At 48.2% G+C, this 12,873-nt stretch carries 9 protein-coding genes and 2 pseudogenes; 6 read left to right on the top strand and 5 right to left on the bottom strand.

Annotated elements, in window-relative coordinates; all coding sequences use genetic code 11:
- Positions 1–7: 7 nt before the first annotated feature.
- Positions 8–1,216: a PucR family transcriptional regulator gene (locus D791_RS08925; protein ID WP_036510478.1), complete on the bottom strand. Its 1,209-nt coding sequence runs from the start codon at positions 1,214–1,216 to the stop codon at positions 8–10.
- A pseudogene (gene codB, locus D791_RS08920) lies at positions 1,213–2,468 on the bottom strand (cytosine permease). The gene D791_RS08925 and the pseudogene codB overlap by 4 nt, the downstream one beginning before the upstream one ends.
- Before the next feature lie 398 nt (positions 2,469–2,866).
- On the opposite strand from codB, the gene D791_RS08915 reads away from it, so the two are divergent.
- The 6 genes and pseudogenes from D791_RS08915 to D791_RS08890 all read left to right on the top strand — a co-directional run bounded on the left by D791_RS08915 (position 2,867) and on the right by D791_RS08890 (position 8,583).
- Positions 2,867–3,730, top strand: coding sequence for a MurR/RpiR family transcriptional regulator (locus D791_RS08915; protein WP_036510475.1), 864 nt, complete (start codon positions 2,867–2,869; stop codon positions 3,728–3,730).
- 146 nt (positions 3,731–3,876) lie between these two features.
- Entirely contained in the window at positions 3,877–4,875 is a 999-nt protein-coding gene (locus D791_RS08910) for a TRAP transporter substrate-binding protein (RefSeq protein WP_036510472.1), read from the top strand.
- Positions 4,876–4,898: 23 nt separating this feature from the next.
- Positions 4,899–5,420 (top strand): TRAP transporter small permease, encoded by a 522-nt coding sequence (locus D791_RS08905; RefSeq protein ID WP_036510469.1) that lies wholly within the window; start codon positions 4,899–4,901, stop codon positions 5,418–5,420.
- Positions 5,420–6,709, top strand: a complete 1,290-nt coding sequence (locus D791_RS08900; protein WP_036510466.1) for a TRAP transporter large permease — start codon at positions 5,420–5,422, stop codon at positions 6,707–6,709. The genes D791_RS08905 and D791_RS08900 overlap by 1 nt, the downstream gene beginning before the upstream one ends.
- A 4-nt stretch (positions 6,710–6,713) precedes the next feature.
- A pseudogene (locus D791_RS22025) lies at positions 6,714–7,402 on the top strand (aspartate/glutamate racemase family protein).
- A complete protein-coding gene (locus D791_RS08890) occupies positions 7,399–8,583 on the top strand; it encodes an MFS transporter (protein WP_036510460.1) in 1,185 nt (394 codons plus the stop codon). Before D791_RS22025 ends, D791_RS08890 begins: the two are co-directional and overlap by 4 nt.
- A gap of 58 nt (positions 8,584–8,641) precedes the next feature.
- Here D791_RS08890 and D791_RS08885 read toward each other — a convergent pair whose 3' ends face one another.
- The 3 genes from D791_RS08885 to D791_RS08880 form a co-directional block, all read right to left on the bottom strand.
- Positions 8,642–9,442, bottom strand: coding sequence for an enoyl-CoA hydratase (locus D791_RS08885; RefSeq protein ID WP_036510457.1), 801 nt, complete (start codon positions 9,440–9,442; stop codon positions 8,642–8,644).
- A gap of 69 nt (positions 9,443–9,511) precedes the next feature.
- A complete protein-coding gene (locus D791_RS18895) occupies positions 9,512–10,315 on the bottom strand; it encodes a putative bifunctional diguanylate cyclase/phosphodiesterase (RefSeq protein WP_081763798.1) in 804 nt (267 codons plus the stop codon).
- The gene (locus tag D791_RS08880) at positions 10,261–12,768 is read right to left on the bottom strand and encodes a diguanylate cyclase domain-containing protein (RefSeq protein ID WP_051514365.1); all 2,508 of its coding nucleotides are present in this window, start codon (positions 12,766–12,768) and stop codon (positions 10,261–10,263) included. The genes D791_RS18895 and D791_RS08880 overlap by 55 nt, the downstream gene beginning before the upstream one ends.
- Positions 12,769–12,873: the final 105 nt, after the last annotated feature.

Below are 12,873 nucleotides of genomic sequence, written 5' to 3'. Positions count from 1 at the left end.
TACCTACCTAATCTGTAATCGTATGATTTTGAAATAACATTTGTTCGATTAATAATGCATTTTGTAAGTTAAGCCGCTGAAAAGCATCCGCGAGTGAACAATGGGTTAAGCGCTCAATCTGCTTTATGCGATTGTTGAGGGTGTTTCGATGGATGCCGAGCGCTTCCGCCGTCTCTTGCAAATGCCCAGCATGATTCAAAAATGCACTGAGTGTGGCTTTGAGTTTTTGCGAATTAGGGTCGCGCGCAAAACACAACTCACGCAGGTTTTCTTGGCAAAAGTCAGCCAATAAATGACGTTGTGGAATCGCGGCAAACAAACGGCAGACACCCAACTGTTCGTGTAAAAAAATGGATCGTTCTGGATGCTGTTGGGCAAAACGCAGCGCTTGCCGTGCTTGCTCAACAGCGGCCCCAAACTGAGTTAACTCCTTATGAACGCTACTTAACCCCATAAAAATACGACTATGAGGTAAGCTGTGTTTAAGACGCACTAAAATTTGTTCCGCTTCATCTAAGCGCTCAGCTCCTGCACTTTCACAGGGCCAAAGTAAAATAAAATCAGACTCACACACCAGCACAGGCCAAGGATTATCGCGACGCTGCAAAAGATCGCTAATCAACTGCTCAAGCAAATGCGGTTGTTGCAAACGTGAAAGCGCAGCATCGTCTTCTTGGCACACACTTGTAGACAGCGCTATGGCCGAAAAACAGTTTAACTGGCTTAGTCCCAATTCTTGCGAGCGTAAGTGAATCAATTCCGGCGCATCGGCATAGCCATTCATTAATCGGGTAAGGAACATATGTATCGATTGACCGATCAAATTGTCTTGCACGATCGCATTACTGATCACCTCGGTCACTGTCACCATTTTCAATGCGTAAGGCTGTTCGAAAACCGGAAAATTCATTTGGTTCGCTAAGTTCAACAGAGATTTGGGTATTGTCTTGATATATTCATCACCCGTTAGAATCACCAATCCCGCAACCTGATGATCAATACATTCATGCAACAAAGCACAAAGGCTCGACTCGGAACGCAATAGATTAATTCCCGTCACAAAAACCAACTCTCCGCCTTTAATCCAAGGAGAAATTGATTCATTCTCAGCAATATAAGGCCAACGCACAATGCGTGAAGCCCCCTGTAACCCAGCTCGAAAGCGAATGCTCTCGAGCCCAGGTAGTTTAGGTATATCGGCACAGCGTATTGTCATTGTTCAACCGATCTCATTTTAACCTGTGGAACCGAAACCTTAAGCAGTAAAGTGTAAGCTACTGCAGCTCCGACAACACCGACAACGGGTGGAAGTATTGGTGAATAGTAAGCCATTCCTGAGCCAATGGCATACGCGGCTAAACCATGCCAATTGAAATCAGGCAGCGTCACGCTACTGAGTAAGGGGTATTTTCCTTTATGATGAAGCCAATAATCGGCCATGATCACCCCACCGATTGGCGGAATAAACGTGCCGAGTAGAATCAAAAAGGGAATTAGAAAATTGTACATTCCACCCACGGCTAGCACTGTGCCTATAGCAGCACCGCTCACGGTTACCAAACGACGACGATCCGTTCTCAATAGATTGCAGCCTGCAACAGCAAAGTTATAAATCGTATTGTCTTGTGTCGTCCAAATATTGAGAAAGAGCATCAAGACTGCCAGTACAACAAAGCCTTGCGCCAACATGACATCAACAATGTCTGCCTGCTGATAGATAAGCGCGCCAAGCGCGCCCGTGAACACCATCAAACCGTTACCGATAAAGAAGGCCGCCAATGTAGCAATGACTGCAATCTTTGGACTGGCGGCAAAACGACTCCAGTTCGTGGCTTGTGTCGCGCCGCTAACGAAGGTACCAATAATCACGGTCACCGCTGCAGCAAAACTCATACTGCCGCTTCCCGATTGGCCTGCCAGTACACTAAGGCCCCCCACATCAATCAATCCTTTGTAAAGACTGATCAAAATAAACACCATCATGCTGGCACAGCGAAGCGTGAAAGCCAATCCAGACCTTTATATCCAATCATAGCGGTGGCACAAAACGCAAAACCAAATAAAATCATTAAGGGAATTTCCAGCGCCTCTGGTAGCCCTGTTGTTTTAATCAATACGATCGATAAGGTGGCGGTTCCCCAAGCATACCAACCTATCTGCGTGAAACCTAAAATAAAATCGGACAGTTTGCTGCCCTTTTCTCCAAAGCAAAAACGCCCCATCAATACTGAGTTTAGACCACTCTTACAGGCAATATAGGCTAAAGCGGCCGCATAAGTGCCAAGTAACAAATTGCCGATTAAAATCACAAAAAGCAGCTCAGAAAAGCTAAACGCCGTTCCCAAAGACCCACCCGCCCACATGGTGGCGGTAAAAAACGTAAAACCTAGCAATACTAATGACGTCGATACTAAGCCTTTACGCGCATCGGCGGGTACTTCACTTAGTGGATAATCTGTTTCGTTCATAATCCTATCCCCAGTTAATTTTGGATAAACATCCCAGCGCCTATCGGATAAGCAAACCACTCAATCATCTAAGCACTCAGACAGTAACTGCAATGGATATGCCAGACGTTTCAAAAAAGAGGACGCTCATAGACTCATGTGCTGATTGAACACCGCTTAATTGCACTGAGTGTGCATTTTGCACAGTGAGGCATACTGTATATAGCGAAGTGCGGATAGCGGTGCCTTAAAATAGCCCGTAAGCTGGGTAGTGTGCATCAATTCTGTGTGAATTTAGCGCTTCAATGGCCCCATTTAGGGTGCTAAATATTGGAATCACGCCAAATAGAACAAATCTTTTTTGACCTACAACGCCCATGAAAATATAATTTCATCAAATTGATTTTTCTGGATACGGTATGCCTTCGACTCAAGCGCCAACGTTTCTTTCTCGCATTCGATCGGCCCTACCTGATCTTCATCCAAGCGAGCGGCGTTTAGCCGACACCTTATTGTCTTTTCCTGGCGAAATTGCCAGCTATTCCGCTACAGAACTCTCTCAGTTGGCAAACGTCTCAAATGCGACGGTTACTCGTTTCGTCAGACGCTTGGGCTATTCCAGTTTTGATGAGGCACGACAAGCGGCAAGGCTGACTCAACAAAGTGGTGCAGCCGTGTTTCAAAATCTCGTCTCAAAGCAAGGACCGGAATCAGCACTTGCGGCCCATATTGAACAAAGCCGGATTAATACTGAAAATTCGTTTGCAGGCATTACACTGGCTGAAATAGACAATATTGCTTCGGCAATGCTAAAAGCAAATCGTGTTTGGATTATTGGATTTCGAACCGCGCATGCATTTGCGGTGTATTTAGGGGCTCAAATGGGCCAAATCCTGCCAAATATCACCCTCTTACCTCAAGCGGGCCAAACATTGGCCGAAAGCCTTTGCAGCATCGATAAACATGATCTTGTTTTAGTTTTTTCACTGCGTCGTCCCATCAAGCAGCTGGAAAATATTTTTCGCGAGCTTGCTAACAGCGAAGCATCAAGTCTTGTCATTACCGACACCCCCGCACTCAGCCAAGACAACACGTCCCTGCCCTTTAATCCTACTTGGACACTGCGGGTGCAAACCACGGCGCCTGGCCCCTTGTTCAATCACGCGGCTGTACTGGCCCTCTGCCATCTAGTGTCCACACGACTTCTGGAGCTATCAGGCCCCGCCGGACGCCGCCGCTTACTGAGCATTGAAGCGCTACACGACACACTCGACGAAATTTAATGTTTATTTTTTTAAAAAATTTCGTTCGATCTGTTGTGAAAAATATTTTTTGTGATATCTTCTAATGAAAAATAATTATCACAAAAAACAAATTGCCCCTCAATAAGAATCGCCTAATCGGCTAATCAACTTAATGAGGTACTGCTATGTCTTTATTGACGAAAACTACCCTGCGTAAAGCAGCCCTAGTCTTAGCACTGGGCGCACTTCTTCCGGTCACTGCATTGGCAAGACCCGTTGTTCTGCAAATAAATTCATCTCTACCGGATGGTAGCTTTGCTCATACGTTCTTAATGGAGTTCAAAAACAGAGTCGAAGCCGAGTTGCCGGACAAAATCGACGTACAAATTTTCATGGGCAATACACTAGGATCAGAAGAGGATGTGCTACAAGGCATGGGCTTTGGCACACACCATGCTTCGTTATCCGCATCAGCCGTGGTACAAGTCAACCCCCGTACAGCGGTGTTTGACCTGCCTTACCTGTTTGAAAACAGAGATAAAGTCCAAGAGTTTGCCGCCTCTCCCGCATTTGACATGTTGTCTGAAGGCTTTTCTGGCAAAGGAATTGTGCTCTCAGCCTTATGGGATAACGGCTTTCGGGTCATCACCAATTCAGTACGCCCAGTGGTCACACCTGCCGATTTAAATGGCCTAAAAATTCGCACTCCGACCAGTCGGCAGCGGGTTGCTATGTTCAATACGCTGGGTGCCAATGCGACACCTCTCTCCTTTGGTGAGGTTTACTCAGGTCTAGATCAAGGCGTCATTGACGGACAAGAAAACCCCGCTCAAATCGTCGAAAGTGCTCGACTCTATGAGGTGCAAAAATACCTTTCGCTATCCAACCACGTCTACCTACCCACGTTTATGCTGTTTGGCCAGCCTTGGTTAAATGCTCAGACACACGAAATTCGGGACACTGTTTTACGCATCGCAGCGGAAACCGCACCCTGGACTTTTACTTGGGGTGAAGAAACCGACGCACGTGTTTTGGAGGAGTTAGCTGAAAAAATTGCCATTAATGAGGTGGATTTTGAAGCCTTCCAGGCCGCTGCCTTACCCTTGTATGACAGCCCTCTGTTTGTTGATGCCATCGGCGCTGACATGATTCAGGTCACCCGCGAAGTTCTTGGCCTCAACTAAACCCTAATTAACAGGAGGTGCCCATGGAAACCCTGGGTAAAAGTATTCTCTGGCTTGATCGCTGGATGTGTCGCGCTCTGGATGTTTTTACGATCACCGTGGCCGCCGTCCTGTTGATCTTACTCAACTACGCTGTTTTTTCACGGTTTGTGTTAAATGCATCCGTGTCTTGGGGCGAGGAGCTTCCCGCCCATATTTTAGCAATGCTGACGTTTATCGGTGCGGCCTACCTCACACGTACAAACGAGCATCTGGGCTTTGATGGCGTCGCTCGTAGCTTACCTGCTCAGTTACAACGCGTGCTTGCCTGCATCAACCAACTCCTGATGGCGAGCTTTGCACTCGCCCTTTTGTGGTATGGCGGCAAAGCGGCCTTAAGCTTTTCTGGACGTATGCTGATATCCGTCGACTTGCCTGTGATTTTATTTCGGGGAGCCGTTCCCGTCGGCGGCGCGCTCGTCTTAATGATTTGCACCGTGCGTTTTTTTGGACTGTTGCTAGGGCGCATCAACCCAAACGATTTACTGCCTGAAGGAGACGGCTGATGTTAATTGAACCGGGCTATTTAATCTTAATTCTTTTAGTGGTGTTGCTCACCATCGGCATCCCCATTGCGTATGTGTTGGGCATCACGGCGATGCTAATGATCTTTCTTGATCCGGCGGTCATGCCCATGATTATGGGACTAATCCCCTTTGGCGGGGCCAATAATTACCTGCTCGTGGCAGCGTTGTTATTCATGATCGCAGGAGAGGTGATGAACCAAGGCAAAATCGCCGAAAAGCTCATCGCTTTTGCATCCTCTTTGGTGGGCCATATTCGTGGTGGCCTTGCACACGTCAACATTTTAACCTCTTTATTTTTCTCAGAAATTTCAGGGACGGCAACATCCGATGCTGCAGCTATCGGGTCCGTGATGATTCCGCAAATGAAAAAACGCGGCTACTCGGCTGCATTTGCGGCGGCCGTCACCTCGACGTCTGCGACCATGGCGATTATCGTTCCCCCTTCACTCAACTTAATTCTCTATGCCTATGTCGCCAATGCATCCATTGCGGAACTCTTTGCGGCTGGGATATTACCGGGCTTTTTGGTCTGCTTTTTGTTGGTGATGACGGCCTATGGGCTCGCCGTTTGGAAAGGATACCCTACGGAAGGTAAATTTAATTTCTCACGCGTACTCGACACAGGTAAAGATGCAGCCTTACCCCTAACCCTGCCTATTTTGATCCTATTCGGTATTTTAGGCGGCATTTTTACCGCCACTGAAGCCGGTGCCGTGGCAGCTCTTTGGGCAATTTTAATGGCCTCACTGTTTTATCGGACACTCACTTGGGAAAACTTCCTTGATACCCTGCGTATTTCCGGTAAACGCAGCGCTATGCTCATGTTCATCGTGGCAACCTCAACACTCTTGGGTTGGTACTTGACCAATCAGCGCATCCCACAAGACATCGCAATGGCGATCCTCGGGATTTCGGATAACTACTGGGTTATTCTATTGGCCATTAACGTATTTTTCTTGCTTGCCGGAACCATCGTTCATGGTACGCCGGCCATATTAATGCTGGTGCCAATCTTTTTACCGCTGGCCGACCAACTGGGCATTGATCGCGTCCACTTCGGTTTAATTGTAACCATCAATCTCGGTATCGGTCAGCAAACGCCCCCGGTTGCCTCCGTAGTGTTAATCACCTGCTCGATTGCACGCATCACCATTATGCAAATTATCCCACCTCTAATGTGGTTTATTGGCGCAATGCTGATTGCACTCTTGTTGATCAATGTTTTTCCCGCTATTTCGCTTTGGTTACCCTCGGTTTTATTAGGCTAATACTATGAAATTATTAATTATTAATCCAAACTCATCCCCCTCTGTTACGGCTCGAATAGACGCCGCAGCACAAGCTGCACTCCTACCTCATGAGTCAATCACGACGATCTGTGCAGAAGGTGCGCCTGAGTTAATCGTCACTCCCGAGGATGCACTCGTGGCCGAAAAAGCCGTTACACAAACCTTGCTAACTGGAGCACGCCAATCGATGGCATTATTCTCGCGTCCTTTGGCGATACCGGATTGGCTGCGGTGCGCAAACAATGCGGTGTACCTGTCGTCGGTATCGCTCAATCCGCCTACGCCATGGCCTCCGTCATTGGAACACGTATGTCGATTGTCTCATTCTCTCCGACCATGGCCTCTGCGCTGCGCAAAACAGCCGAAAGCTATGGTTACGGTGGCAACCTCGTCGCCATGCACATGGTTGAGGATGCTCACTGGGAGGATCCAGGCGCCATCCAAGAGGCGCTTGCCGATGAGCTTTTAGCACTCTGCTGTTTATCTGCACAGAAGGATAAGGTGCATAGCATCGTACTGGGCGGCGGCCCCTTAGCGGGTCTGGCTGCACGACTTCAGCCGAATGTTAGTGTACCCGTGATTGATGGCACAACCGCCGCCATTGCAACTCTTCGAGTCGCACTCATGGCTCACCCATCGTCTAAAGTGGATGCATTGAATCTAAGGGCATGAAAATACCAACACAGCAAAAGCTTCATTTTTCACTTATTTTTGCCGCTCAGGCACTTGGCGCTCTTTGTGTTCTGGGCGTACTGGCCTCAGGCCCTCAACTGATGAGTGAATTGGGCCTTTCAGCACTGCAGGTCGGGGGACTTGCCAGTGCCTATTCTGCTACATTGGCGGCCGCCTCTTTTCCAGCCGGAATGTTAACGGATAAAATCGGAACCCGGCATGCGTTGACACTTTCGGCTTGGGGAATGGCACTTGGCATGCTGGGGGTTGGGCTGGGGCAAAGCTATCTCCAACTCTGTATCGGCATGGCCATTTGTGGTGCAGGCTATGGGATGATTAACCCAGCCGCAGGCCGCGCTATTTCTCTCTGGTTCTCACCGGATTGGCGCGGCACTCTCATTGGCTTAAAGCAAACAGGAGTGCCCGTCGGTGGCGCTATCGGCACTGGACTTGCTGGCTTAGGGATTGTCTACGGCTGGCAACTCGGCGTGATATTGATTGCGATCATCGCTGCCTGTCTTGGCAGTTTATTTTGGCTGTTTTTACCTAAAAATGAGGGCAGGTCTCCTGCTCTCTCTCAAGGTCTCTCGTCTCAGCCTATTCGAAATGTGCTAAAAACCCCGCATCTAAGTCGCGCAAATTTGGCATCAGGACTCACAAATGGCGGTCAATTCACGCTTTGGGCCTTTTTAGCTGAAGTGCTCAGACAGTCAGCGACATTAAGTGCATCGTTAATCACGTTATGCATGGGGCTATTACAACTTGGTACATTGATCGGGCGTCTCTTTTGGGGCGTCATGAATGATCACATGTTCGGCAAAAATCCAGCCAAGACGCTACAATGGATCTGTGCGGTAGCCTTCTTCGGAGCTCTGCTGTTAATCCTGCAAGCCGAACTGCAACTCTGGGCACTCGCTCCCATCGCCGCCCTCTTGCTTGGTTTTTCAACCTGTTCGGCGACGGGCCTACACATCACCTTAACCCTTGCCCTAGCACCTCCTTCGTATACGGGCACTGCCATCGGCTACACCATGCTGGTAACGAATCTAGGCGGAGTCATCGCCCCTCTAGTATTTGGTTTAGTGTTTGATCTAGCCGGAACATGGGGGTTTGCGCTGCTAATGGCCAGTATGATGCTCTTCGCCATTGGCCTCTTAAGATTTGGTCATGCGGTAAATTAGCCTTTAAAGGTACATCCAAACGATGAGTTTGCCAACGCAGCAAACTCACCGATCACACTCACTCTTTATCCTGCTCCCAAATGGGGGGACGCTTTTCAACGAATGCGGCAATTCCTTCTTTTGCATCGACAATTTGTAAATTTTTCACCATAACATCACTGGCATATCGGTAGGCATCGGCTTCGTTAAGATGCAGCTGTTGATAAAATGCCTCTTTGCCTATACGCAGCGTTTGGCCGGATTTTGACGCTATTTTCAACGCGAGCGCGAGGGTTTCGTCATGTAGTTTTTCGTCATCCACAACCTGGCTCACTAAGCCATACGCCAAGGCGGTATCGGCATCAATCGGATCCCCCGTCAACAGCAATTGCATGGCTTGTTTTGGGCTGACATTACGTGTTAAGGCAACCATGGGGGTTGAGCAAAAAAGTCCAATATGAACACCGGGGGTGGCAAAACGGGCAGAGCGTGCTGCAACCGCCAGATCACAGGTCGCCACCAGCTGACAGCCGGCGGCCGTTGCCAAACTCTGCACCGATGCAATCACGGGTTGAGGCATCTGTCGTATACTCAACATTAACTCACTGCAACGGGCAAACAACACCTCATGAAACGCTTGATCGGAGCACGTCACCTCTTTTAAATCATGCCCTGCACAAAATGCCGGGCCATTGGCCGAAATCACCACCACTCGAATAGAGGGCGTTTCTGCGATTTGGTTTAACTCCGTTTGCAGTAAATCAATTAGCTCACTCGACAGGCTGTTTCTGGCCTTTGGGCGATTCAGTGTTAACCAAGCCACACCTTTATGGTCTTCGCGAAGTAACTGTGCAGGGGTATCATTTGAGTTGGATAACATATCGCTTCCTTATTTTTATCTTGCATTGAAAAAACGCTTAACCCGCCCCAAAACAAATAAGTGCACAGGTTAATTTTCTGGTGTATTCAGTCGAATATGCTCAAGCAGCTCCTCTGGCGGCATGGGTTTCGCCAAATAAAAACCTTGCATCACCTCACATCCCATCCCACGCAAATCCATCATCTGCTTGGGCAGCTCGATTCCTTCGGCTACAATTTCTAACTCGATTGACTTTGCCATTGCAACAATCGCCTTAATCACCGCGACCGACTTCCCATCTTCCATATTACTGACAAAGTATTGATCAATTTTAATCACATCAATCGGACAATCTATCAAGCGCTTAAGCGATGAGTAATCGGTTCCAAAGTCATCGATTGCAATAATAATTCCCTCCTTACGCAACTCTAACAAGTTTGCGATGGCTACATCACTATTCGTGAGTATTGCCCTTTCGGTAATCTCTAATTCGAGACAGATGGGAGGGAGTCCACTGGACGACAGTACGCCTAGAACCCGCGACACGAAATTCGGATGGGCGATTTCCGTTGGAGATACATTCACGGCAATGCGGCCAAATTTAAGCCCCTGATCCAACCACTCTTTGGCCTGCATACAGGCCGTCATCATAACGAACTCATCAATCGCGGGCAGAAGACCCGAACGACTTGCGATCTCCAAGAACTGATTCGGCAATAGAAGACCTTCCTCTGGGTGCAGCCAACGCGCTAAAGCCTCCACCCCATAAATTCCTTCCCGATCACAGAAGTGCCGAGGTTGATAGTAAACAATGAATTGTTTTTCATCTAAGGCACGCTTTAATTCCGTTTCTCGTTGCCTGCGCAGTTTGACTGCATCATGCATCGTCTGCATAAAGAAATGATAACCATTGCCGCCTTCACTCTTGCTTGGTACATCGCCAGATCAGCATGCAACAATAACTCATCAGGATCTTGCGTGTCGCCCGGGTAAGTTGTAATACCTATGCTGGTGCCTGTCTGAATGAAATGTCCTGCGACCTGCAGCGGCTGGCTTAATAAGTCGATCACTTTTTGGGCTGCCAACGCTGCGCTTTCTGGCTCGGTGAGATCATTTAAAATAATAGCAAACTCATCGCCACCTAATCGGGCAATCGTGTCGGTATCACGAACAACCTCACGCAACATATCGGCGACCGCAATCAGAAGCTCGTCACCGACACCATGCCCATAATGATCATTCACTGACTTAAACTTGTCCAAATCAAAAAATAACAGCGCACAGAAATGGTTCTGTCTAATTGACAGTTTGACCGCATCCTGGAGTCGATCATTAAATTCGAAACGATTGGCAAGTCCGGTAAGTGAATCATGGCACGCTAGAAAATGTGCTCGCTCCTGCGCGGAGCGTCGCTCAAGAATTTCATTTCTCATACGCACATTGGCGTCAGTCAATTCTTGAGTACGCTCAGCGACGAGATACTCAAGGTTTTCCTGAATGGCCAGTAGTTCTGCCTCTGTTTGACGACGCTGTGTCACCTCATCTTCAAGATGTACAAGATGACTGCTCACGGTATCGGCCATGTCATTAAATGAGCTCGCAAGTTCCCCGAGTTCATCTCGACTCACCTCCTTGAAGCGAAAAGATCGTTTTCCTTGGCGAAACTGCGAGATACCTTTCACCATCCGACGGATGCGCCCTGACATATAGGATGCCATCCAGATGGCGATCAGCACCACCAATAGAATCATGACCAGCGTGGAGAATGTTAAACTTCTCGCGGTTTGGTTAAGATTTTTATCAATCGCGATGAGTGTCGCATCGCTGAGCTCCCGCATCTGTCCATCGGCATGCATGACAATCCGATCAAGTCGCTCTTTTGAGTCATTGGCGGGCTTATGAAACTCATCAACATTCGCACCAATGGTGACAAAACCAAAACCTCTCGGTGTCTTTGCATATTGTCCCGTGTAATAGGGGATTGCCGCCGCCGTGGTCAACTTCCATAACCCACTCCATAGAATTACAAAGGAACCAGAGCCTCCTTGTTCAGTCAAATTGTGCCAACCGACACACTGTGGAGCAAAATTCAGATAACGACAGTCCAATCCAACCTGTCCAATACGTACCTGCGCCAGTGAAGGCCGTTTATTATGACTTTGTAATAAAAATGGCGGGAGCTGATCAATAAACGCATCATAGCTCAGACCACTGGCTTGCCATGCTTCATAGTGACCCTCTTCAAGCCAAGCCGGCACTCTCTGCCCTGTTTCAGGGTCGTATCCTACAATGGAATGATGTCGAGGGTGGGCAATACTGCGTGCTTTATGATCCCATATAAAGGCGTAGTTACCCGATGCGGCATCTGTAATATCGGTATAGCGCTCAGGGGTCGGCACAATAAAGTCGGTAAAGGCCATAATATGATCGTGATTCAACGCCAAAGTGACCCAACCAATAATCCTGCCATCGTTCATCACGGGGGTTGCCCAGCGCACTAACCCTTCAAAACGCTTTCCAACGGGATTTTCCTTTCCTGAGTACGCACTTTCGTGAGGTGCAAATTCGATCCCCGCTTTTGCTGAGCGTTCCGGCGTATAAGGGCCGATTACTGACGTGCCAACATACGCGCCGATGACCTCGGAAACATACACTTCACCCGGTGCTAGTCGTTTAAGCTCGGCAAAATACCCTTCGGCTTTGATATAAGTATTGGCTGGATCAGAGACATTATGGCGTTGGGCACTCATTCTATTTGATGTCGTTATCTTGACCTGTTCTTGTCCCTGAAGATCAATAAAGGTCATTTCCAAATAAAGAGGCGTGTTGACTCGATTAAACGAAAAAGGTGGCACGTAATTAAAGGCTCGCGCATTGTCATCACTACCCCAGTCTACAGTCGGCGCCTCTAATGCCTGTATGTCTTGGGGTACCCATTCACGTTGATCCTCCGAAAGCTGCCATTGACCATGGCGAACTAAATGGCGTGTCCGGCTGTTGACAAACTGCTCATAAATAGCCGCGTCAACAGGCAATGCCGCCGCCATCCGTATATCACTGTCTCGTTCATACAAAAAGGCGGCAATGGCTTTTGCAACATCCGTGGTTTGACGCTCTATATCCTCTTTAGCCCGCGCATCTAAGGCCTCTACAGCATCGGCGATGGCCACGCGGCCCACTTCATTCACTGATCGAGTCGCAGTTCCGAGTAATTGTTCAACGCCAACAGTCAAATGTCGTCCAAGATTATCCGCCTGCGTCCAAGCCAACCAGCCCAACAACAGTAAAGGAATGACCTTCATCACCACAAACAACAGGACGAGTTTGCCTCGGATTCCTATTTGCATTCTAGTATTACTCTTAAGCAAAAAAATAGGAAATACAGCGGATTATATCGGTCTTTGAGTTCTCAATATAGGCGTGGAAAGGTAAATTCGCTAGTGCTCTCACCG

It is taken from the genome of Nitrincola nitratireducens, assembly GCF_000585235.1.
GTDB lineage: Bacteria > Pseudomonadota > Gammaproteobacteria > Pseudomonadales > Balneatricaceae > Nitrincola > Nitrincola alkalisediminis.
The sequence above is the reverse complement of the archived record's forward strand: the minus strand, read 5'-3'. Positions and strand labels throughout refer to the sequence as shown.